Genomic DNA, 24,422 nt, shown 5'->3' with positions numbered 1-24,422 from the left:
GTACTAAAAAAGAGAGCTGCACCGGCAGAATCCTTTAGGTACAAGACTTTTTTGCTGTGTATGAGATGACTTTTACCGGTTTTTTTAAGTAGCTTAATCAGGAACGAAAAGATAGAAATAAAAAAAGACACATTGACATTTATAATGATAATGATTATCATTATCATTAAATAGTAGGATTTCTTTATCTAGCGGTTTTGATGGGACGAGTAAACGCAGTCCCAGGTCCAACTAAGGCGTTCGCGAATTGAAGTAATTGAAGACATTTTTCATCTCCCAATTTGCGCATCATTCTAGATATTATCCAATATTTTAGCGTGTGTTTTTTATCGATCTGGTGTGAATCCTCACGAATATTAGAAAAAGAATACAGAAAATTTAACTTATGGAAGGTTGTTAGACGATGACAGAATGCAAAGATGTAACCATTATAGGCGGTGGCCCGGCTGGATTGTATGCGGCCTTTTATTGCGGGATGCGCGATCTATCTGCCCGCATTATCGAATTTAAACCAAACCTCGGAGGGAAGGTTCATATCTATCCTGAAAAAATGATTTGGGATATAGGAGGACTAACACCGATTACCGGCGCTCAATTGATAGAGCAAATGGAAGCGCAGGCACGTACATTTAACCCGGAAGTTATTTTAAATGAAAAAGTGGAAAAACTTGAAAAGAATATGGAAGATTGTTTTGTGGTTACAACCAATACAGGACATAAATACGTTAGCCGAACGGTTATTTTGGCAACTGGCGGAGGTATTCTGGAACCAATTAAATTGGATATAGAGGGAGCGGACCGTTTCGAGGTAAGCAATCTTCATTACACAGTACAGAGCCTTGAAAGGTTTAAAGATAAGAAAGTGATTGTTTCCGGCGGAGGAGATACGGCCATTGACTGGGCTACCGAATTAGAGCCCATTGCGGAACAGGTATCATTGGTTTATCGAGGGGAGGAATTCAAAGCAATGGAAGCGCATATCGCTCATCTGGAAGCCTCCTCTGTCCATATCTATAAAAATACAAAAATAGAAAAATTGCTTGCAGACGAAGAAGGTCATCATGTCAAAGAAATCTTGATGAAAAACCAAAAAACCGGGGAAAAAGTTCGTTTTGAAGTGGACGATTTAATCATTAATCATGGATTTGACAGAGAGCTGAAATTTATTAAAGAAAGTCCGTTGAAAGTAGAACTTGAACAGGACTTTTTCGTAAAAGGATCCGGAAAAGCTGAAACGAACATAGCTGGTTTATATGCTGCCGGTGATATTCTTTCATTCGATGGAAAGGTGCACTTAATTGCCGGCGCGTACAATGATGCAGCGAATACAGTGAATCAAGCAAAGCTGTATATGAAGCCGGATGCCTATAATGAGATTTATGTCTCTTCTCACAACTCAAAATTTCATGAAAAAAACAGAAAGCTGCTTTCTCACTTGTATACGAAATAATAAGGCAGAAAATATGAATTTAAATGATACATGCCATCTTCTTATTGACACTATCTCGAACAAAGATAGTGTTTTAATTTTGGAGGAAATGGAATGCCTTACATTGAGAAGCTGTTCTAAGAAAATAGAGGAAGAGCTTATAGCACATTGTATTCTATAAAAAGAGAAAGATCGCACGTTTATTTATCGTATATCAACACGCATGTTACAATGAAGAATATGTTCTTAAAAAATTATAGCTCTCTATTTTTCCAAAATAGTATAGGATGACGTATTTATACGCTTGGCAAAACAATACATATCAAAGAGGTGTAGAGGAATGAAAAAGATGAAGGCAGCAGTTCTGAATAAGCCATTGGATATTGAGGTTAAGGAAATAAATATACCAGAACCAAAGGAAAATGAAGTATTAATCAAAGTGCAGTGTATCGGTGTATGCGGCTCTGATGTGCACTACTACGAACACGGAAAAATCGGGCGTTATGTCGTAGAAGAACAACTCATTTTAGGGCATGAATTAGCAGGAGATATTGTTAAAGCTGGCAGTCAGGTTGAGAATCTTGCGGCAGGCGACCGTGTAGCTGTCGAGCCGGGTGTGGTATGCGGAACTTGTGAATATTGTAAATCAGGCCGATACAATCTCTGCCCGGAAGTACAATTTATGGCAACTCCGCCAGTTGACGGAGCTTGGTCTGAATATGTCACGATTCGCAGTGATTTCGCCTTTAAAATACCGGATCAAATGAGCTATGAAGAAGGGGCTTTAATTGAACCGCTTTCTGTTGGCATTCATGCGATGCAGCGCGGAAAAGTTCATCCCAATGATAAAATGCTGATAACCGGTTTAGGACCTATTGGGCTGTTAGCGATCAAGGCAGCGAAAATATTCGGAGTGAACGAAATCTATTGCTCGGATGTGGTACCATATCGCAGAGAATTAGCGAAGAAATTTGGCGCGACAAAGGTATTTGATCCAACACAAGATAATATTCATGAGGAGATAGAAAAGGCAACAGCTGGCAGTGGTTTGGATATCGCCGTTGAAACTTCAGGTAATGGCCGGGCGGTTCAGGATGCACTGACGATTACGAAACGCGGAGGAAGGATTGTATTAGTTGGATTACCTGCATCCTCAGAAATACCTGTAGATATTACCCATATCGTCGATTCAGAATACGACATTCACGGTGTTTTTCGCTATGCAAACAGTTATCCGACAGCAATACAGGCAATTGGCAGTCAGGACCTTGGTCTCGAGGATGTAATTACCCATAAGTATCGTTTAGATAATATCAAAGAGGCTGTAGAAACCGCCGTAAATCAGAAGGATACTAGCATTAAGATAATGATTTATCCATGATAACGAGTGAAACACACTAGTTTTTTAAGCTTCTTGGAAACCTATTTTTTTAATAGATTTGATTATTTCTTTGCTGATTTTCTTATAAACAAAAAAGACTTGACTTAACAATTTGTTCTGCTACCATAATAGACAATCGAATACATTTCAATTTTCTGCTAGGGGCGCCGTAACGGCTGAGATAAATGTATATTTAGCACCCTTAGAACCTGATCTGGTTAAGGCCAGCGGAGGGAAGTAGAATAAGCAGACAACCATGCGCTATTTTTTCGTGTGTATGTTTTTGTATGCAGATGCTTCCTTCTACGAGTCTTTAGAAAAAAGATTAAAGGAGGATTTTTTTATGAAATTTACGGATGAATTACGTGCTGCAACGAAGGAAAGCTGGGAGCAAAGTTTTCATCACCCATTTGTGCAAGGAATCGTGAAAGGAGATTTGCCGCTAGAAACATTTAAGTATTATATTTTACAAGATATTTACTATTTAAAACATTACGGTAAGATCCACGCGATTGCAGCATCCCAGGCCGAAGATTTTAAGCTGACTGCTCTTTTAGCTGATAAAGCGCGCTTTACAGCAGAGGCTGAACTGACCGTGCATAACGAGCACGCTGAGATTTTAAATATTACACAAGCAGATTTAGATAACTTCAAACCAGCGCCAACTGCGTATGCCTATACTTCGCATTTGTATCGAGCAAGCCTGTCTGGAAATCTAGCACATACTGTGGCTGCCATACTGCCATGCTATTGGTTATATGCGGACATCGGAAAAGTGAATGAAAATGCCACTCCAGAGCCGGAAATTTATCGTAACTGGATTAAAATGTATGCGAGTGACTGGTTTCAAGATTCAACTACCGAAATGATTAATTTACTAAACACTTTAGTTGAAGATATGAATGATAAGGAAAAAGAGAAGGTAAAAGAACAATTTATTATCGCAAAAGAATACGAACTCCATTTCTGGGAAATGTCCTACAATCTTGAAGGCTGGCTTTCAGAAAGTAAAAAAGTGAACAGTCGTTAAGAAGAAACAGAACGGCTTCCAATTTCTTAATGGGTTCGGTTTATTCGTTCCATGTTAAAGAACTCTCATTTATCTGAGGGTTCTTTTTTTGGACTGGAAGGGAAAAGTATTTATTATACCAACTGCGCAATTTTGTTAAAAACACGATGCAGCTAATTTACTTGTGATACAATTTTCGTAATGGCAAGAAGCAAACAAGCCGAAGCCGGAAATTTAGTTTAATAAGCATTTATTCCAAAGAAATGAATACTTGTAGATAGTGAATTTAATCTTGTGTCTGACACGGAGGAGGGATAATCGTGAAAAACACTCAAGTAACAAGAAAAGCTTCCGAGCAAATCGTATCCGCTATAAATGGATACCTGAAAGGACGAATCAGCCCCTTAGTGGTGGCTTTGGACGGGGGGAGCGGTGCAGGAAAATCTACGCTGGCTGCTGAGGTTGCTTCACACGTAGGAGCAACTGTTATTCAGTGTGATGCGTTTTTCGACGCGACGATTACAGACGAGAAATGGAATACTTCTACATCGGAATGGAAATGTCCCAGATGTATTGACTGGCAACGTCTGCATAAAGAAGCATTGTTACCGCTTATAGCGGGGGAAAGCGTTCAATATCATCCTTTTTCTTTTTCAGCTGAAAGCGGTCTGGCCTCATCCTCCATAACGAAAGAGCCCTCAAAGGTCATTATTCTTGATGGAATTTATAGCTCGCTGCCCGAATTTTCTGATGTTGTTGATTTGAAGATTCTAGTGGATGTATTACCAGAGGTTCGCCGTTATCGGCATAATGTAAGAGAGGGGCATGCGGATGAGGCTTGGCATAAGCAATGGGATCCTGCAGAGGACTACTATTTCTCCGTTTTGTGCCCGCCGGCATCATTTGATTTAATCGTCGTGAACGGGTAAGGCACCTCTTAAATGGAATGATTCCATTCCCTAAATTAAATAATATTGTAATTATGTATTGACAATTAAAGTGATAATGATTATCATTATCAATAAGGAATAAGGTTTCTCTATCAAATTGTTCTGTGAATAAATCAGATGACTCATTGTGTTACCCCCCATCCAACATATTAGAGACTTGATAGAGATTCCTTCTCTTTTTTACAGACTGTTTTTTGGAAGGTGCCATAGGCTTACATAATAAACACGCAATTTCTTTTTCCAACGACAGATTACTTAGTACGCTTATACATAGAATATAATTGGACAAGAAGGAAAATGGGATAAAATCATTGCCTTCATTATTTTAAAATTAAAAGAGGAAGATAAGACGGAGGGAAGAATAATTTAACAGATTACCATACAACTATAAATTACGCACTAAAAGCGTATGATACTGTTATTAGCCTGCGATAAATAATTCGAGAGTTGTGAATTATTTATCGTTTTTATCACTTTGTTATGCGAAAAAGTAATTCATTGATTGGATGTTTTTACGCAAGAACTTCACCAGCATGCTCATCTATGGAAAATAATCAATAGAATAAAATATATTTCTATTTTTTCATTTTTATTACAATTAGATTAAATAGATAGAATTTGAGTTTATAAGCTAAGAAGTGGGGTAGATAGTTACTATCATATTGGAGAGGAAGGTGTTATTATCAAGTATATTTTTTCAATTTTTCTTGCTTTGGCTGGATTCGTGCTCTTTACTGGGGCGGCAGCAGCTGAGCAGCAGCATGAAGTGCAACCGGGAGATAATGTCTATCGTATCGCACAAAACTATCAAGTAGATGTCAATGCGCTTATTGCAGCAAATCCATCCATATCGGATGCTGCATATATTGAAGCTGGGCAAACAGTAACAATACCAGATCAAAACGGAGCCTCTTTTACAGTGACAGCTTATACAGCTGGTCCAGAATCTACTGGTAAAGAACCTGGTGATCCAGCCTATGGTATCACAGCATCTGGTGAGGAAGTAGAAGAAGGAAGGACCATTGCATGTCCGCAATCGCTTCCTTTTGGCACGAAAATACATATCCCGGAGCAGGATGAAACTTACGTGTGCGAAGACAGGGGTAGTGCTATTACAAATGGCCATCTGGATATTTATAAGGAAGACTTAGACGATGCATTGGAATTTGGAGTACAAGAACTTCAAGCTAAAGTGTGGACCTATTAAGTATAGGGACTAGATGACAGATTTACTTTATGTTAAAAACCTTATCGCGATTTAACGCAAAGAAAGCAACCACCTATGAATCTTCTGTAGGCTGGTTGCTTTTTCGTATATAAGAATATGTTATAAGTTATTATATTAAGCTATGAAAACACGTATTAACATTCGTATAACTAGTCATTAAATAAGCAAAAATACCAAAATAGATACGAACAAAGAATAGTAAATGATTACTCAATATTGCAGCAATAGACAGATTCTCCACTTGAATCGTATAATGTGAATAAAAAGATGTGACAGAGGGATAAACGATGGAAATGCCAATTATAAGCGTATCTCCTTTCACTGATCATGATGATAATATAGAATAGAGAGCAAGGAAATGAGGAGACAGATATGGAGAGCTTCCCTGAGCGAATACAGTTTAAATATTCATGGAGATCTTATCAACAAGCTATCATAGATGATATGGACACCTATCTGAATAAACGTCATTTACATTTAGTAGCTCCTTCAGGTTCAGGAAAAACAGTTATCGGATTGGAGATGATGCTGCGTTTTAATCAGCCTGCATTAATACTGGCACCGACTATCGCCATCCGCGACCAATGGGTGGCCCGTTTTGTAGAATTATTTGATCAGAGCGGTAATCAGCCGGAATGGATGACACAGATTTAAAGGAAAAGGCTTTGGTTACAGTCGCAACCTATCAAGGGTTTCATCAATGGATGACTGCTCAGGAGGAAGAAGTACAGGAAAAGCTTGCTTCTTATGTAAAGACATTGGTACTGGACGAGGCACATCATTTACGCACTGCATGGTGGCGTTCTGCTGTTTCTTTTAGAAAAAATCTTACTAACCCAGCTATTGTAGCTTTGACAGCTACTCCGCCATATGATGTATCCATCCAAGAATGGAACCGCTATTTGGAGCTGTGCGGCGAGATTGATGCTGAAATAAGCATAGCAGAGCTGGTACGAGAAGCAGAGCTCGCTCCGTTTCAAGATTATGTCTGGATATCCGACCCCCTCCATGAGGAGCAGGAGGAGATCAACCAATTTCGAAGTCAGGTCATAGCATTTCAACAATCCATACGTCACAACCCAGCACTTATTGATAAAATAGAAGCACATCCATGGATCACCGATCCGGATACATATGCAGAAGAAATTCTGTCGGAGCCGGCTTATTTGTCCAGTATGCTTATTTTCTTAAAGGAAGTGGAAAGTACTGCTTGGACAAAGCCGCTTCCGATAATGGGCTTGAAGAAAAAACAAATTCCGGAGTGGAGTTTGGAATGGCTGGAACTCATGCTGACACATCTTCTATATCAAGATAAGCATATTATGGATGAAGAGGAGCCGGTACGAAAAGAAATACAGTCTTACCTTCAACGTCTCGGAGCTGTTGAAAAGCGCAGGGTGGTCTTAACAGCGAATGATCGAATCAACCGTTTATTGGTGCAGAGCCCGTCGAAATTAAACAGCATCCAGCAAGTGACAGCCTTTGAGGCACAGGAATTAGGAACAGAGCTGCGCCAGGTTATTCTTACAGATTATATTAGACGAGAAGATTTGCCTAAGAAAGCAGAAGATGAGCAGGATCTCCGGCGTTTGGGAGCTATACCTGTTTTTGAACAATTGCGCCGCAGGGAATTGGATGTCTCGCTTGGGGTTTTAACTGGATCGATTGTTATTATTCCCAAGAAGGTATTGGCAGCCTGTGAAGATTTAGCCGAACAATGGGATGTTGCTATAACAGCAGCGGAACTGTCCTATGATGCATCTTATGTAGAAATCACTATCAATACCAGTGCACGGCATCGAATGGTGCAAATGATGACAAAATTATTTGAACGTGGCGAAATCACTGTATTAATTGGTACAGCTGCATTACTTGGAGAAGGCTGGGATGCACCGTTTATTAATTCATTAGTCCTCGCTTCTTATGTTGGTTCTTTTATGCTGTCCAATCAGATGCGAGGAAGAGCCATTCGTGTAGAGAAAAACAATCCGCAAAAAACAGCCAATATATGGCATCTTGTTTGCTTGGATGCTACCAATACAGAAGGCGGGGAGGATTACCTTGCATTGAAAAGACGTTTTAAGGCCTTGATTGGTCTAGGGCATCAGAAGAATGTGATTCAAACAGGGATTGGTCGACTATCATTGGCCGAACCTCCCTTTTACAGCATCGATAAGGAACAGTCCAACCGGCAGATGTGTGATTTGGCAAGGGAGAGAGGGCAGCTTTTCCGGCGCTGGAAGTCGGCAGTTGAAATAGATGGGACTTTAAAGGAAGAGATATCTGCCAAAAAACAGCAGGTGCCGCGTCCATTATTATTTACGAATACCATCAAGGCCTTGATTCTCGCGATACTTTCTATCATTTTTTTCTTTGTAGATAATGTACTTGGTGAAATAACGAATTTCCGCATTTTGGAAGATAATTTTCGTGCTTTTTTATGGGTGGTTGTTATTATTATAGCTATTGCTCTTATTATTGCTTCTCCATTCATTTGGAGATTACTTAAAATCTTATTTCGTAATATTAGTGTCGAGAAAAGCATGAGTGAAGTTGGAACTATCGTATATCAGGCCTTATTTGAGTCAAGTTGGATAGAGACAAAGCCAGCTGTTTCCCTCATTCAGACAGAAGAAGAAAATGGCGTCATTACTTGCTGGTTAGAGAATGCCCCCCATCTATGAACAAAAAATATATGTGGAGGCATTGCGCGAGGTACTGGATCCACTTGAGAGTCCCAGATATATAGTTGTCCGAAAACAGCGGACATTATGGTGGAACCGTATCGATTACCATGCTGTTCCTGCGATACTGGCACAAAATAAGGAAATGGCAGAACTTTTCCTGGCTTGTTGGGAAAAGCACTTAGGTAAAGCGGAACTGGTATATACGAGAACTCCGGAGGGAAGGCAAGTATTGCTTCAAGCGAGAGCAAAAGCCATGTCTGCGCAGTTTGTATCTAAATCGGAGCAAATATCCGTATGGAAGTAGCGGGGGCTAAAGATAATTTTTAATCTAGTGTTTCGGTTTAATTTGATTGGTTTAATTTGATTAATGTAAAAAAAGTGGTATAATTATTTTTGAGATTAGATTAATACTATTTATGAAAGAGGATTTATACATGTCCACAACTATTCATAAAGTCGAACAGCAGTTTGCCAATCTAGTTCGGTCCTATCGTAAACAGCATATCGGAAAAGGCCCCGAGAAAATAAAAGTCTCATTTCATGGTACTTGGGCTATTGCTTATATGAATGGGAGCCTTAGTCCTGTAGAAAAGTTTATCGCTCAAACCGAGGAAGGGCATACAATGATCTGGCAAGCCAGGACACAAATGGTGAAGCAACTGTATGAAAAAGTACGGCCTTCAGATTTAGAAGAATTAGTTGGTGCAAAATTTTTAAAACTATTTGCGGATATTAATGTGGAAGATGATGAAGCTATTTCAATATTTATATTTGACAAACCAATAGATAGACTGTAAAGCTATTACACTATTTTAGGTAGCTTAGCCAATGGTACATAGGTGCTGATTACTAACTACGGTCATGATATTGATATCCAGCTATGTTATCAAATAAATAAATTGTTTCGGTTTGTATCCGATTAATGCTTGAGAACAAAATTGCTTATTGTTGTTAAATAACTTGAATTTAATATAGAAATAAATGGCGGATTGGTCTATGGTACCTTATGTGCTAATTACTAACCACTATCTTGTAAAATCGCTTTCGATTTTTATAAGATGGTGGTTTTTTCTATATAAAGGGGGTGTTATATGGAGAGCTAAAGTAAATAAAAAGACCCTGAAGAGAGAAGTAAGAAAATTTATAATGAAAAGGAGCAGGATTATAATGAAAATCGTTGCATTATTTCCAGCGTCAACAGGTTCTTCACAACTTCTAACTAAAGAGGCATCTTTAGGCTTAAGAGATTTTCTGAACGGCACAGAAGATGAGTTAGTATTGATAACTGATGATAAAGAAATCGATCAACATATTGAAGATATGGATGTTGTTATATCATCTCCTTTTTTACCGGCATATATTACAAAAGAACGTGTCGAAAAAGCAAAAAATCTTAAACTGGCAATTACTGCAGGAATTGGTTCTGACCATGTCGATATAGAAGCAGCAGCAGAAAAAGGGATTACGGTAGCCGAGGTAACTGGCAGTAATAACGAAAGTGTTGCGGAGCAAAATGTAATGGAAACATTGTTGCTCTTAAGAAATTATGAAGAGGGGCACAGGCAAGCGGAAGAAGGTGAATGGGATCTGCCAAGAGTAGGTTCTGGTGCCAATGAGCTATTAAATAAAAAAGTCGGCATTTTTGGCTTTGGCCGAATTGGTCAATTAACAGCAGAACGATTAAAAGCTTTTAATGTAGAATTGCAATATAATGATCCGTTTAGAAAGAAAGATGCAGAAGAAAGAATCGGAGTCGAATATGTTACGTTCGGTGAACTAATTAAAAGCTCTGACGTAGTGATTATTCAATCACCTTTAACTGCAGATACTGAGAATAAATTCGACCAGGAAATAATAAGTCAAATGAAAGAAAATGCTGTACTTGTTAACTGTGCTCGCGGTGCAATTGTAGATAAAAATGCAATTGTTCATGCGGTCAATGATGGTCGTATCAGATATGGCGGCGATGTTTGGTATCCACAACCAGCTCCAGTAGATCATCCATGGCGTTCTCTTAAACAAACAGGATTAACAGTACACTATTCTGGTATGACCGTAGAGGCGCAGGAAAGAATTCAAAAAGGCGTTATCGAGATGTTAACGAATTTAATGGAGAATACACCAATAAGAGATGAATATATTATTGTAGACAAAAATAAAGTTTCCCACCAAAGTTATCAGACAAACAAAAATAAATAAGCGCATTAGCGTAAATGTATGTCTCTCATTTTAGGAAAGAAGCTAAACTCTACAGTTTTACAGAGATAATTTAAAAGAAATCTCTAACTAATTTAGATTAATAACAGCAAAATATATTTCTAAAAAATTAGAAAAAATAGCAGGCAAAGTTGCTTATCAGTGATTTTGCCTGCTATTTTTTAGGTAGCTATAAACCTCGGCAAAAACAGAAAAGTGATTCTTTTTATATGATATAAAAATATAAAAGTGAACCATGTTATACAGATTAGTAAATTATATTTGAAGCATTTAATATAGTTTACTAACACAAAAGAATCTCTCTTAATTTAAGTTGAACTTTTTTCGTTTTATAGTTGAATACTCGCAGCATATATAGACCGTTTATTACAAAGAATACAATCGCCTTTAAAACAAATAAAATATAGAAGTGCCAACGTCACTACAACAAGCTGCCTTATTTGCTATTTTAGAAAAGTTTAATCTAGAGGCTCGTTGATTATATTCGAATTTGGCTCCTAGTCCATAGATTCGGTTTCATTTATCAAATGGATTTAACAGTTGAAAATGGAATATATGTTTTATGAAGATTATGCGCTTTATTCCTATATCGACTACTATATCTTTAGAGAAATTGTAGTCATAGTTCGTCTGACAGGGATAAGGTCGTATACCCAGGAGCAGCGCTAATAAAATGAGATAAGAGACCTCATTTTATTGGCGCTTTTTTGTAAAGCTATCGATCCACGTTTTGTAGCTTTTAAAGTGAATGGCGAGTCAGCGCTGCGATATTTACTAACTACCTCCCTCATCACATAATTTCAGTATTTGTCGATATACAACATAAAATCTCTTATAATTTATCATGTTATGCTTATAAGCCTATAAATGCATTAAACAGGTGAAATACACTGTATTTGGCGGCAAAAAAAGATCGCAAGACTAGTATATATTTAATGCATATACTATTGAAAATTAGTATCAAATATCACTAAGATGTCTGCTTTATGTTCGTAATTGGAACTATATGTAAATTATTTGTAATTATTTAACCATTGAATATCATGTATTTATAACATATTATAATAGGTGATGTTCGGTTATTAAGGAGGAATATTAATGGTAATTCGATATGGTTTTTCAGAAAAGAAAATTAATTATATTAAAGTTAAGGGGTTAAGCGGTTATTATCCTGTTAGAGAGTGTAAAGGAGAACACGATCCATTATTTGTTAAAACTCATACATTTTTTGATGAATCCAATCATCATTACTTATTTTTCATATCACTTGATGTGATAGGTATTGACAGTACATTACGCTATAAAGTTAAAAAAATAATTAAAGAAAATGTCTTAACTGATTCTCATAAATTCGACTTGTTTCTTTTTGCAACACATACCCATTCGGGCCCCAGTGGAATGATTAATACAAATAAAAAAATAAAGAGTGGTTTAACAGGGATTTTTGGAGACTATGATAGCTACATGGAAGAGCATCTTATTTTATTAATAACTGAATCAATAGTATTGAGTAAATATAAAATGAAAACTTTTAATTACAGTATCAGTAAAACGAATATTCATAAAGTTGCTACGAATAGACATCAACCTTCGAAAAAGATAGATCAAATAATGACCGTATTTGAAATTATTACTGATACAAGCAAAACAGCTATAGTTAATTATTCATGTCACCCTACTGTTTTGTCTTCTAGTAATTATTTAATTTCAGCAGATTTTCTATCTGGTTTTTATGAAAAAATGAACGAGTCTTTTGATTTAGTAAGTTTTATCAATGGAAGCAGTGCAAATATTAGTACACGGTTTACAAGAGAAAAACAAAGTTTCAGCCAATCTAGATTTTTTAGTAATTCACTATATGGCCAGTTTATAAGAGAGAAAGAGTACTTAAAAGAAAAAGAAACATTAGAACGAATTTCTTTTGTCGAAAAATCAATAAGATTAAAAACTAAAGATGTAAGTAATATTTCTAAGAGAGAGGAACAAATTTCTATAGAGGAATTAAAATGGAAGTTAAAAGAGGAAAATAGTGTAGAAGAAAGCAGATTAATTGAAGTAGAAATTGAAGGAAAGCGTGCCACTATTAAAATGAAAGACACCTTAAATGATATTTCTTCAATTAAAGTTCCTTTTTGGATAGGCCTATTAGATAGTCAATTAATTGTCTTTATACCCGGAGAAATAACTTCTAACTTAACAGAGAAATTGAGAAGCAAATATCAAGCTTTAATTTTTAGTCTTACAAATGATTATTTATTTTACTTTGCAGAAAAGGATTTATATAAAACTGATATGTACGAGGCTCAAAGTAGTTTCTTTAAAGTAGGCGAGGCGGAGAAATTAATTAATAAAATCGAAGAACATATTAAATCCTTTACTTGTTATAACATGTTGTGTTAATATGAATTCATAATAAGAAAAGGTGGAGATCAAATGACTACTAAAACAGAAGTTAAAAAGTTTTTGAATTATTTGAGCAATACATGGGAGCAAGTTGTGCAAAATGAAGAAAAATCAATTGATAAGGCTACAGAGTTAATTTTTGATAGTTGTAAAGATGGCGGTCGTTTTTATATTTTTGGATCAGGTCACTCCCATATGGTAGCAGAGGAAATTTATATTAGGGCAGGAGGACTAGCTTATGTGAAAGGTATTCTCCCACCTGAAGTAATGTTGCATCAAATGCCAAATAAAAGCACTTATATGGAACGATTAGATGGATATGCCAAGAATATGTTATCTCTTTATAAAGTTGAAGCCGGGGATTCAATTATGGTCGTTTCTAATTCAGGAAGAAATAATATACCAGTTGAAATGTGTATTGAAGCTAAAAAGCTGGGAGCAAATGTGATTGCTTTGACGTCTATGGAGCATACCCAATCAGTTTCTTCCCGGCATGAGTCAGGGAAAAATATCTATGAAATTGCTGATGTCACTATTGATAATCATGCTCCAAAAGGAGATGCAGCTTATCGAATAGAAGGAGTAGAAGCAGATTTAGGGCCTACATCTGATTTTACAGGAATTGGAATTGCGCAATCGGTTATTATTGGTGTAATTTCACGCCTAAAAGAAGCAGAGTTAGAAATACCTGTATTTAAGAGTTCAAATTTAGATGGTGCTGATGAGTACAATGATAGACTCTTTAACCAATACTACGGTTATTGGAAATAATTTACAAAGTGATTAATATTCTTTCTGATGGTATAATAACAACAGATTATAATAGTTAGAGAGGATATTTATTATGACTAATAACGCACCTAAATATGAGATTGTTAAAAATTATATACTAAGTCAAATTAAGGCGGGTATTTATCAACCACATCAAATTATTGAATCAGAATTAGAATTATCTAATAACCTTTCAGTGTCAAGAATAACAGTTAGACGAGGAATTGAAGAACTTGTTAATGAAAAAATACTATCCAAAAAAAAGGGAATAGGAACTTTTGTTAACCCCATACCAAAATTTTTTGGATTCAAAGCTGGAATTGGATTTACTTCAGAAGTGAAAAATAGAGGAATGGAACCTTCTACAAAATTACTTAAATTGGAAAAAGTAAAAGCGAATGCTGTACAAGCTGAAGATATGAAAATCGCTGCTGGAGAAGAACTTTGGTTAGTTGAACGAATTAGATATGCTGATAAAGTGGCAGTTATTTATGAGATAGAATATTTTGATGCATCAATTGTTAAAGATTTAAATGTGGAAATTTGCGAAAACTCTATTTATGAGTATTTAAATGAGCAAGGAGTATCCTATGAATTTATAGATCAACGAATTAGTGCTACCTTAGCTAATTCAAAAATTGCTGAATTTTTGGATGTTGAAGAAGGAGCACCGTTAATTGATACAAAAATTATTGCTTGTATGAAGAATGGAAAGCCTTTTAATTTAGGGTTTGCACTGTATCAAACAAAAAATTACTATTTGATGCATACTATATATAAATAAACCCGACAGAGGTTAACATTCTCTAGACACTCTTATCTTGGAGTTTTATTTAGATTAATAAAACTCCAAGATAAGATGAGGAGGAAAACAATGAAAGCTTTTATATTATGTGGTGAAATAGAGCCAAAAATGTTTCCTTTTGATAAACATTATCAAATTAATAGCCTTCCAATATTGAATAAAGAAATGATTTTTTGGCAAATAGATAGATTATTAAAAGTCGGTATATTGGAATCGGATATCTATGTATTTCTTAGTTATAAACCAGACCAAACTAGAAATTTATTACGAAAGTATCGGGAAATAAATTGTATTGATCCAACCCTAAATTTAGATGTTTTTTTACGAAACAATTTAGAACAATTTAAGGAAGGAGTTATTATTCAAAAGGGGAATTGTCTTATAAGTCTAGACGATTTGACATATCTTAAGGAATCAGAAGAAGATACCAGTGTTCTACTAATAGAAAAAAAACAAAAAAGTATTGATATGATTGGGGCTTTTGTAGAGAATAATCAAGTAAATCAATTTTTAGCCCATGCTCGAGAACACTATGTTAATTCTGAAGTTGCAGGAGTATTTAAGTTAGATAAGCATGCATTAGAAACAATTTCGTACGCTAATTACGGATTCAGTCAACGTGTGACAGGGGCTATGATTCCTAACCAGTTATTTATTGAAAATGGATTGAATGATTATTTAAAAGAGGGAAACAAGATTCAACCGGTATTTGCTCAGGATAAAGTGCATAGTTTACAATTTCCATGGGATATATTAAATGTGAATGCATACTATCTTAATTCATTTACTAAGGAAATAAACGGATATTCTATTGGGGACAATTCATCTGTTTCTAAAGAATCAACTATAAACGGTAATATTCAGATAGGTAATAATTCAATTATAGGTAAGAATGTAACCATTAATGGCAATGTCATTATTGGGGATAATGTAAATGTTGATACTGGTGCTATTATAAATGGCCCTGTTTTAATAGGAAATAACTCGTATGTTAAAGATTATGCAAAACTTGAACCAAATACTGTAATTGGTTGTGAGAACAGGATAGGACATAATGCGGAAGTTGAGGGTGTTACAATGAAAGGTATTTCTGCTATTCATTATAGTGAAATGTATGGTGTGATTGGCCAATATGTAGATATTGCTGCAGCCTGTGTATGTGGAATCGTAAGATTTAATGACACTCCTCAAATACACAAAATAAATGGAAGAACTTATTCAGATACCTATTCTAATGCGATTTTTATTGGTGACTATACTAGGACAGGTATTAATAATATATTCTTCCCAGGTGTAAAAGTAGGAAGTGAATGCGCACTATATCCTGGTTTAAATGTGGAAAAAGATATACCTCACGAAACACTCGTTATAAAAAAAGAAGAGCATATTGAAAAAGAATGGGGATATAAAAAATACGGCTGGTAGGAGAGAATTAAATATAAAGTATAGAATAAAGAAGTAATTAATAATTGAAACGTTTAATTAGCTTATTACCGGTTATTTAGATTTTCTAGCACCTTTGTTTGCTACTATTAAAAGATGACTCATTGAAAGCTAGTAGAATAATCATTTAATATTTTTGATATTACTAACTCAATTAGGGAGGAGTGAATGGTAGTGAATGAAGAATAAGGGCACTTCGTATCCTTAACTTCATTAAACTACTCTTCTCTCCTTTCTCTTTTTCTTTTTATGAAAGCGCTTCAAATATTGAAAAATCATTATTTAGAATCGGCTCATACAAGTTTAATCCTTAACAAACATAAAAAGGAGGTTAAAAAGATGGTAGGAATTATCATTGCCAGCCATGGTGAATTTGCGACAGGTATCTTGCAGTCTGGAGCGATGATCTTTGGAGAGCAAGAGAATGTCAAGGCTGTTACGTTGATGCCGAGTGAAGGTCCGGATGACGTAAGAGCAAAAATGGAAGAGGCCATTGCTTCTTTCGACAATCAGGATGAAGTATTATTCTTAGTCGATCTTTGGGGTAGAACCCCCTTTAATCAGGCAAGCAGCTTGATGGAGGGACATGAAGATACATGGGCTATCGTTGCTGGGTTGAATGACGAAGATTTATCTTGGATAGAAGTGATTTCCTGCTTACGTAATGCGAATGTTTCCATCGCTGATTTAAAAGAAATGATGAGCTTTTTAAAAGGGGATAGAGAAGTATTAAGTGAACGAATTGATATTTTAAAAGCGCATCAAAAAAACTTCAGAAGCATCAGGAAGAATTAAAGAAAACAGAAGAAATGCTAGCCATTAAAATTAACCAATTAAAACAATTGGAGAATATAGATCTCACAAGTTTAAATAAACAAAGACTTTGTTAGTTATTTTAAGAGGAGGGATAAACCCCTCTATGATTTAGTATGAGGTACGTTCGTTTAAAAAAGGGAGTGTAAAAATATATTATTCTAGAATTTCTACACCCCAATCTAACTACATAATGCTTTCTTTATCCAGATTAAATAACATGAAGCGTTTTTGATCTTTTTTGTTTTATCTGTAAAACATGCTCTCCTGCCATATGAATGCAAAGAGGAAGAGAATCTTACCAGAAAAAAGGGGGAAATGGTAACAAATACTTATTATGTCTACAGAAGATGAGATATCAATCTTTCTTCCAGTGCACTCCAAATAATGGTTCAGTGGTAAATAAAAATAATAAGAGTAAAATGTTATAGATAAAAATAATAACGGCGAACAATTAAGTAAAGTTATAAATCTAGTGAACATTAGCGCATTTAAAGTAGTCTGACAAACAGGTTTTAGTTTCAAAAATCTCTTTTCAGGGTACCGCTATTCAGACATACTAACGAAAGAGAGAAAAGAAATGACATTTACAAAATTTAAATCTATTTTCAACAAAATTGGTATTATTGCTAGTTTACTCGTGCTAACTGGCGTGTGTGTTTTGCTTTGGCGCACATTTTTTGCTAGTGGATATGGTTCCTATTCAGGCCAAATTTCATTTTACCTGCTCACATTCCCTGTAGCATTATTCATTTTAGGTGTAGCAGCTTTCATTATTTTACTCCTTCTTATTTGGAAAAAATCTGCATTATTTTTAAAAATGATTTGGGCGGTCAACTGTATTTCTTTTTTAGGAATCGCGCTCCTATCTGGGATTCAAAACCAATATTATGCAGATCGTATTGACGCAGAAACTGCATTGATGGATAACTATACATTCTCTTTTTCTGGAACAGATACGTATTCCGATTTAGAAGAAGATGTTGTTTATAAAACTGCGGAAGATGGAGATTTATTACTGGATGTATGGGATACAAAAGTGAATGATGAAAATCGTCCTGTTATCGTAAATATTCATGGCGGAGGATGGAGCAGCGGGGATAAAAATGAGGTTTCCTCATGGAGTAAATGGTTTAATTCGAAAGGATATGTTGTATTTAATGTGGAATACAGTCAAAATGGACCCGACATGTGGCAAAAACAAATTTCAGATACACATGATGTGGTAAACTGGATTGTTGAACGTGCGGATGAATATCATTTAGATATAAACAGAATTAATTTAATAGGATCTTCTGCCGGGGGCCATTTAGCATTGTTAACAGGGTATACGGATTTAAAGGAAAACAGCCTTGCTCCCAGAGAAACGGATTCCGATTCCACCGTGGAAATAAATTCTATTATTAATCTATATGGGCCATCGGATTTATTACAGCTCTATGATGATACTAATAGTAAAGAATTTATTCAGCCACTGCTTGAACAGCTCATGGATGGCCAGCCAAAAACAGAAGAAATCAAACATCGTTATCTTCAAATGTCTCCTATCCAGTATGTAAATGAAACTTCTGCACCCACGATTTCATTTGTCGGTCTAAAAGATAAAGTAATACCTGAAGAGCAAATAGAGATACTGCATGAAAAACTCGAAGAAAATAATATAGACAACCAAGCTTATTATTTTCCGTTTTCTGATCATAGTTATGACACTAACTGGGAAAGTACAGCTAATCAAACAACCAGACAAAAAATAGAAGAATTTTTAAGTGAATACAACTAGTATTTATTGCGTCAGAGGGAAGCTCTTATCAATTTAAAGATATATTGATTATAATGTCTTTGGAAGAGATTTGGAAATGAATGACAAAAATGAGAGGGATTATACAATCCACTCATTTTTTATTCTTCCATATCAAACGCATCAATTACTTTCTTTTCATAGGAAGACAGCACAATATTTGTTGATGGTGTTCCATATTGCATCGTTTCATCAATAAATTGTTCTAAGCTTTCCACTGAATGTGTGGCCAATTTGGCAATATAGCTCACTTCTCCGGCAACTCGATAACACTCAAGCACATCCGGATGATTATTACAAAAGTTCGATAACGCTTTACAATCAGTAGATTTAAACATGACAAGTGCAATAATGGGACGATGCAGCTTTTTTAAGGAGACATGCGCATGATAACCTTCGATAATTTGCTGCTCTTCTAATCTTCGTACTCTTTCTATGACGGACGGGGAGGTTAAGTGAACGGCTTTTGCTAACTCCTTCATGGAGATTTTCGCATTCTCCTGTAATATCCTCAAAATTTCTCTATCGATTTGGTCCATATAATACCTCAACCTTTTTTTATAAAACAGAATAACTTAAATTCCTAATTATGAAAAGATAAATACTCTAATTTCCTTTTTAAGACTATGTAAAAGCTTTTTATTGTTATATAAAATAAGATAATAGAAGGGGGAAGGCATAAAAAATGAAGGGGTGACGTTATGGAAGGAAATAAAGCATTAATCATAATAGATGTTCAAAAGGCGTTTGATGACAAAAAGTGGGGAGAGCGGAATAACCTTGATGCAGAAGAAAATATGGAGAAGGTACTAGAACAATGTCGGGAACATCAATGGGAGATTATTCATATTCAGCACATTTCAGATAATCCGGAGTCTGTATTTTATTATAAAGGAAAGGGATTTCCTATTAAACAAATGGTCGCTCCTTTGGAACAAGAAAAAGTAATAACAAAAAGAGTGAACAGTGCTTTTATTGGAACGCATTTAGATGAATATTTGCAAGCATGTCATATTGATACCATTGCAATTGCTGGTTTAACCACACCGCATTGCGTATCTACCACGACAAGAATGAGCGGGAATTTAGGGTATAAAACGTATCTGCTTTCAGATGCCACTGCTGCGTTTGGAATGAAAGATCATCATGGTAAATTCATAGATGCAGATACCATCCATCATTTGTCGCTGGCAACGATTCATGATGAATTTGCTAGTGTGTTGACTGCACAGCAGTTTATTGAATCAGTGCTGTGAAGACACTATATATTGCAGGTGTGAAAAAGACAATATGAAGAAGAGTTGTTTTGAAAAGCTGTTAATCTAAAATTAATATAATATTTACTCTCAAACGCAAAACTATCGATAAGCAATATTGGATCCAATATTGCTTATCGATAGTAAAAGAGGTGCTAGTTCTTTTATAAAAGAAGCGCTCCTTTTATTATTCTAGTCCACTATTTTTATACGGATTAGAATTGTAACGCGAAAGTAGTAAATTAAAGGTGATTAAATATGATGTCGTTTGTTAATTTCAATCGTAATAAACTCCGGCAAATAGCTGGGAGTACATCCTTTTGCTACTATTTCATCCTTGTAAAGGCCCGTTTTCTCGCCAAGTTTCATACAGCGGGTACGATTCTTTTCATCATAAATACCTATCCAGCCTGCTGTGAAATTCATAGCCCATTGAACTTCCGGTTCTTCCTGCATAATATTAGCTTCTAATGCAGCTAGCAGCTCTGCAGTATTATCAGGCGGTGCTTGTCCGGTCCATCTCAAGCGCGCTTGATAATACCAGAAAGCTCGCCTTTGGAGAGCGCGGGGGCTATTTTCCCATGACTGCATCAATGCAATTCTCTTTTTGTCCTTGGTAAGCTGATTAGCCATTAACCAGTCCATTAAGTTATTTCGTTCATCAAACGTGTGAATTTGCATATCCTCATCAAGCTTATTAAGCACATCTTCTGAAAGAAGCTTTTTATCCATAATTAAGATGGCTAATAGTCTGGGTAAAAATGCTTCGGTCGACCAAAGCTCCAGAGCTAGTTCATGATCTTTTTTTATCTCCTTTGCGATTTTTCGTAAGTCTCCCAGCTTCGTTTTACTATTAATTTGAGCTAGAATGTCTTCTGCTTTTGAAGAACTTTTTATTTCTGCAGTTATTTTTTCATCCATTTTATACATCTCCCTGATTGTATATTTTCGTGAATTTATTTATGAATTTGATTATACATTTCTCCCCACCTTTCAACAAAAGCAAACGCATATGGAGATACAGCAATTATCGCTGCCGGGTAATTTAATAGAAAGTGACTATCAGGATTTACTGAAAAAATTGAGTGCAGCACATTCTCAGCTGGAAAATACAAAAGCGGAAAAAGAGCAGGAGATTTTAGATTATTTCACCATGTGGGTCCATCAGATAAAAATACCGATTTCTGCCCTTCATTTAATTCTTCAAGATGAGGATAGGGAAGTGACGGAAGAAATGAGGGAACAGTTATTCAAAATCGATCAATACGTCGAATTGATATTACAGTATGTACGTTTAGGAAGCACTTCGACGGATTATCATTTTCAAAAAGTGGACTTGGATGCCATGATTCGTGAAAGCCTCAAAAAATATGCTTCTGTCTTTATTCGGAAAAGACTATCTGTTCATTATGACGGGATAGATCAACGCATCGTTACCGATTCAAAATGGCTGAGCTTTGTGCTCGAACAAATTGTATCCAATGCGTTGAAATATACAAAGGAAGGAGCCATCTCTATTTACTTGGAAGAAAATGCTGTCGTGATAGAGGATACAGGCATCGGTATTCGCCCAGAAGATATCCCTCGTGTAGCTGAAAGAAATTTCACAGGGTTTACAGGACGCGAGCATAAGAGCGCCAGTGGAATTGGGCTTTACCTTTCCAAGCAAATCCTGACGAAATTGGGGCATCAAATAAAAATTGAATCGGAGCCTAAAAAGGGAACGAAGGTTTCTATCGTGTTTGATGATAAACAAATGACAACAGAATAGCCAATCTAACAAAAATGTTAGAAACAAAGGAGAAATGTCAGATAGGACTGTAGATTGACATTTCTCTTTTTTGCTATTCTTTACCTATCAACAAGAAAGTTGTTGGAAGAAAGGAGATGTACCATGACACTTTTACAAGTTCAACATTTAAGAAAGGTCTATACAACGAGGTTTGGAGGAAATCAAGTAGAAGCACTTTCTGATGTCTCTTTCAGCGTGGACGCAGGAGATTATATAGCTATTATGGGGGAATCCGGCTCCGGTAAGACGACGTTATTAAATATTCTGGCGGCATTGGATAAGCCAACACGCGGTAATGTATTGCTGAACCGGAAAAATATTGTGCAAATACCTGAAAAAGAAATTTCTGAATTCCGGCGTAATAACCTCGGATTTGTATTTCAGGATTTCAACCTTTTAGATATGTTCTCGATACAGGATAATATCTTTGTTCCACTTGTTTTATCCGGAAAAAAGCATAAGGAAATGGAGCACAAACTAATGCCGATAGCAAAGAAACTTGGCATCGAGCATATCTTGACTAAATTCCCGTATGAAGTATCAGGCGGTCAAAAGCAAAGAGCGGCAGTTGCCAGAGCATTGATTGCTGATCTGGAATTAATATTGGCAGATGAGCCGACGGGCGCCCTGGATTCCAAATCTACAGATGAATTGCTGGAGCATTTCGGACAAATTAATAAAGAGGGACAAACGATTTTGATGGTAACGCATAGTATTAAGGCAGCAAGTCACGCGAAATGCTTGCTTACGAAACCTTATATATTGCTGTATTCAGCATGGTCGTAGGATTTGTTGCAGGCACCATCCTTAATAAAGTTTGTGTATTATTGATTCGCCAAATGATGGGTGCGGATGTAGCTCTTGGGTCTGAGTTTTCTTCCGAAGCGGTGATATGGACACTAAGCTTCTTTAGCATCATTTTTCTATTGATTTTATTGGGGAACATCTCTCAAATTCGATTAGCCAACCCGATAGAGCTTTTAAAAAGCGGAAATGTCGGTGAAAAAGAGCCAAAAACCAAAATCTTCTTTTCGATTCTTGGTGTTTTATTAACTGGGTGGGGTTATTATATTGTGTTAACCCTGCAATCTCCCATTAGTGGTATGCCTTATGCTTTTCTTGCAGCAGTATTGATTATTGCCGGTACGTATCTCTTATTTACCACCGGAAGTATTGCTGTACTCAAAATTTTAAAAAATAATAAAAACTATTACTATCAGACCAACCATTTTATCCCTGTTTCCGGCATGCTTTACCGGATGAAAAAGAATGCAGTAGGTCTTGGGAACATTACCATTTTATCTGTCGGTATGATTCTTTTACTTTCGATTGCGGTTTCCTTATATATCGTATCTGAGAGTGATGATGCAACCTATTCAGGTAATGTGATTTCAGAGGTAAGATTACCAGAGGAGACAGATGAAACAGAGGAAGAAATCAAAGCAAAATTAAGTGAGCTGATTGATCAAACAGCTTCTGAAACCAACAATACCGTTACCGGTTCATCTTCTTATACCTATCTAAATTTTGTAACACTTGCTGCGGGCGATGGCTTCGAAGTTACAAAAGATGCCTATTCCATGTTAGCGAATGAGAGTCCGATCAATTTATATATGACCGATCAGGAAAGCTATAATCAGTTAACTGGAGATAACCTGTCGCTTGATGAAAATGAAGTATATGTACATGGAACAGGGGATGAATATACAAATGGAACGCTTTCACTGATGGATTTTCAATTTCCCGCCACTGTCATGGAAGATATGAAAGAATTTTCTATAGACAATGAAACGACAAGTTTAATTAGTGACACCTATTACATGATTGTTGATGATATAGAAACCCTTCGACAAATAGAGCACCAGCAAAAAGAAATATTGGGTGACTATGCTGCAAGCACAAACGTTTCTACACAAATCAGCTTGGAACAAGGAGTAAATGACGATCAGGAAATAGCATTTGGAGAACAGCTGCGCTCAAATATGAAAAAGGAAGATATGGATATTGTCGTTGTAGACACACGATCAGAAGCAGCAAGTGACTTACAGGCCCTCCGAAGTGGCGTTTTGTTCATTGTTTTGAATTTAGCTGTCTTACTATTATTAATGACGGTACTGATTATTTATTATAAACAAACTTCTGAGGCTTATGACGATAAAGAGCGTTTTTCTATCCTGCAAAAAATCGGGTTGAATCAATCGGAAATTAAAAAAGCCATTAAATCTCAGATTTTAACCGTCTTTTTTCTCCCTGTCGTCGTAACAGGAATCCATATTTTAGCGATTTTCCTCCTCATGAGGAAATTAATGATTCTGATCATGATTAATCAGGTGAACTTATTCCCAATCAGTGTGCTGATCGCTTTTCTGGTTTTCCTGATTGTTTATGTGGTCATCTACCGAATAACGGCACGCGTTTATTACAAAATTGTTCAATAAGT

At 36.0% G+C, this 24,422-nt stretch carries 21 protein-coding genes, 1 pseudogene and 1 riboswitch; of the genes and pseudogenes, 20 read left to right on the top strand and 2 right to left on the bottom strand.

Going from position 1 to position 24,422, the window contains the following annotated elements:
- Window positions 1–403: 403 nt before the first annotated feature.
- The 16 genes and pseudogenes from ACFO3P_RS18430 to ACFO3P_RS18355 all read left to right on the top strand — a co-directional run bounded on the left by ACFO3P_RS18430 (window position 404) and on the right by ACFO3P_RS18355 (window position 18,916).
- Window positions 404–1,450 (top strand): NAD(P)/FAD-dependent oxidoreductase, encoded by a 1,047-nt coding sequence (locus tag ACFO3P_RS18430; RefSeq protein ID WP_289585139.1) that lies wholly within the window; start codon window positions 404–406, stop codon window positions 1,448–1,450.
- Window positions 1,451–1,769: 319 nt separating this feature from the next.
- Window positions 1,770–2,810, top strand: a complete 1,041-nt coding sequence (locus ACFO3P_RS18425; RefSeq protein ID WP_289585140.1) for an NAD(P)-dependent alcohol dehydrogenase — start codon at window positions 1,770–1,772, stop codon at window positions 2,808–2,810.
- A gap of 150 nt (window positions 2,811–2,960) precedes the next feature.
- Window positions 2,961–3,063: riboswitch (TPP riboswitch) on the top strand.
- A 90-nt stretch (window positions 3,064–3,153) separates the two neighbouring features.
- A complete protein-coding gene (gene tenA / locus ACFO3P_RS18420) occupies window positions 3,154–3,840 on the top strand; it encodes a thiaminase II (RefSeq protein ID WP_289585141.1) in 687 nt (228 codons plus the stop codon).
- A gap of 299 nt (window positions 3,841–4,139) precedes the next feature.
- The gene (locus ACFO3P_RS18415; RefSeq protein WP_289585142.1) at window positions 4,140–4,748 is read left to right on the top strand and encodes a uridine kinase family protein; all 609 of its coding nucleotides are present in this window, start codon (window positions 4,140–4,142) and stop codon (window positions 4,746–4,748) included.
- A gap of 745 nt (window positions 4,749–5,493) precedes the next feature.
- Entirely contained in the window at window positions 5,494–5,976 is a 483-nt protein-coding gene (locus ACFO3P_RS18410) for a LysM peptidoglycan-binding domain-containing protein (RefSeq protein WP_244882401.1), read from the top strand.
- A gap of 393 nt (window positions 5,977–6,369) precedes the next feature.
- Complete coding sequence (locus ACFO3P_RS18405; RefSeq protein ID WP_379542573.1) at window positions 6,370–6,651, top strand: DEAD/DEAH box helicase family protein; 282 nt, start codon at window positions 6,370–6,372, stop codon at window positions 6,649–6,651.
- The gene (locus ACFO3P_RS18400; RefSeq protein WP_289585144.1) at window positions 6,633–8,681 is read left to right on the top strand and encodes a DEAD/DEAH box helicase family protein; all 2,049 of its coding nucleotides are present in this window, start codon (window positions 6,633–6,635) and stop codon (window positions 8,679–8,681) included. Before ACFO3P_RS18405 ends, ACFO3P_RS18400 begins: the two co-directional genes overlap by 19 nt.
- Before the next feature lie 22 nt (window positions 8,682–8,703).
- Complete coding sequence (locus ACFO3P_RS18395) at window positions 8,704–8,988, top strand: hypothetical protein (RefSeq protein ID WP_289585145.1); 285 nt, start codon at window positions 8,704–8,706, stop codon at window positions 8,986–8,988.
- Window positions 8,989–9,118: 130 nt separating this feature from the next.
- Window positions 9,119–9,481, top strand: coding sequence for a Na-translocating system protein MpsC family protein (locus ACFO3P_RS18390; protein WP_042534049.1), 363 nt, complete (start codon window positions 9,119–9,121; stop codon window positions 9,479–9,481).
- 370 nt (window positions 9,482–9,851) lie between these two features.
- Window positions 9,852–10,883, top strand: a complete 1,032-nt coding sequence (locus tag ACFO3P_RS18385) for an NAD-dependent formate dehydrogenase (protein WP_212928196.1) — start codon at window positions 9,852–9,854, stop codon at window positions 10,881–10,883.
- A 1,116-nt stretch (window positions 10,884–11,999) separates the two neighbouring features.
- The gene (locus ACFO3P_RS18380) at window positions 12,000–13,301 is read left to right on the top strand and encodes a neutral/alkaline non-lysosomal ceramidase N-terminal domain-containing protein (RefSeq protein ID WP_193062151.1); all 1,302 of its coding nucleotides are present in this window, start codon (window positions 12,000–12,002) and stop codon (window positions 13,299–13,301) included.
- A gap of 33 nt (window positions 13,302–13,334) precedes the next feature.
- Complete coding sequence (locus ACFO3P_RS18375) at window positions 13,335–14,075, top strand: SIS domain-containing protein (protein WP_042534052.1); 741 nt, start codon at window positions 13,335–13,337, stop codon at window positions 14,073–14,075.
- Window positions 14,076–14,148: 73 nt separating this feature from the next.
- Complete coding sequence (locus ACFO3P_RS18370; protein WP_042534053.1) at window positions 14,149–14,859, top strand: GntR family transcriptional regulator; 711 nt, start codon at window positions 14,149–14,151, stop codon at window positions 14,857–14,859.
- 90 nt (window positions 14,860–14,949) lie between these two features.
- On the top strand, window positions 14,950–16,305 hold the full coding sequence (locus ACFO3P_RS18365; protein WP_042534054.1) for a hypothetical protein: 1,356 nt from the start codon (window positions 14,950–14,952) through the stop codon (window positions 16,303–16,305).
- Window positions 16,306–16,662: 357 nt separating this feature from the next.
- A pseudogene (locus tag ACFO3P_RS18360) lies at window positions 16,663–16,944 on the top strand (PTS sugar transporter subunit IIA); the annotation flags it as partial.
- Between the two features lie 772 nt (window positions 16,945–17,716).
- The gene (locus tag ACFO3P_RS18355; protein ID WP_042534055.1) at window positions 17,717–18,916 is read left to right on the top strand and encodes an alpha/beta hydrolase; all 1,200 of its coding nucleotides are present in this window, start codon (window positions 17,717–17,719) and stop codon (window positions 18,914–18,916) included.
- Between the two features lie 119 nt (window positions 18,917–19,035).
- Here ACFO3P_RS18355 and ACFO3P_RS18350 read toward each other — a convergent pair whose 3' ends face one another.
- Window positions 19,036–19,473, bottom strand: coding sequence for an Lrp/AsnC family transcriptional regulator (locus tag ACFO3P_RS18350; RefSeq protein WP_042534056.1), 438 nt, complete (start codon window positions 19,471–19,473; stop codon window positions 19,036–19,038).
- A 162-nt stretch (window positions 19,474–19,635) separates the two neighbouring features.
- Here ACFO3P_RS18350 and ACFO3P_RS18345 point away from each other — a divergent pair, with 162 nt between their 5' ends.
- Window positions 19,636–20,190 carry a cysteine hydrolase family protein gene (locus ACFO3P_RS18345; protein WP_193062154.1) on the top strand — a complete coding sequence of 185 codons (555 nt, stop codon included), beginning with the start codon at window positions 19,636–19,638 and terminating at the stop codon, window positions 20,188–20,190.
- Window positions 20,191–20,442: 252 nt separating this feature from the next.
- On the opposite strand, the gene ACFO3P_RS18340 is transcribed toward ACFO3P_RS18345, so the two are convergent.
- Entirely contained in the window at window positions 20,443–21,111 is a 669-nt protein-coding gene (locus ACFO3P_RS18340; protein ID WP_289585146.1) for a DNA alkylation repair protein, read from the bottom strand.
- 91 nt (window positions 21,112–21,202) lie between these two features.
- Between ACFO3P_RS18340 and ACFO3P_RS18335 the strand changes: the two genes are divergently transcribed.
- From ACFO3P_RS18335 to ACFO3P_RS18325, 3 genes are all read left to right on the top strand, one after another.
- Window positions 21,203–21,961: a sensor histidine kinase gene (locus ACFO3P_RS18335; protein WP_289585147.1), complete on the top strand. Its 759-nt coding sequence runs from the start codon at window positions 21,203–21,205 to the stop codon at window positions 21,959–21,961.
- Window positions 21,962–22,084: 123 nt separating this feature from the next.
- On the top strand, window positions 22,085–22,768 hold the full coding sequence (locus ACFO3P_RS18330; protein ID WP_289585148.1) for an ABC transporter ATP-binding protein: 684 nt from the start codon (window positions 22,085–22,087) through the stop codon (window positions 22,766–22,768).
- A complete protein-coding gene (locus ACFO3P_RS18325; protein ID WP_289585149.1) occupies window positions 22,720–24,420 on the top strand; it encodes an ABC transporter permease in 1,701 nt (566 codons plus the stop codon). Before ACFO3P_RS18330 ends, ACFO3P_RS18325 begins: the two co-directional genes overlap by 49 nt.
- Window positions 24,421–24,422 lie beyond the last annotated feature (2 nt).

Source organism: Oceanobacillus aidingensis, from assembly GCF_042654105.1.
GTDB lineage: Bacteria > Bacillota > Bacilli > Bacillales > Amphibacillaceae > Oceanobacillus > Oceanobacillus oncorhynchi.
The sequence above is the reverse complement of the archived record's forward strand: the minus strand, read 5'-3'. Positions and strand labels throughout refer to the sequence as shown.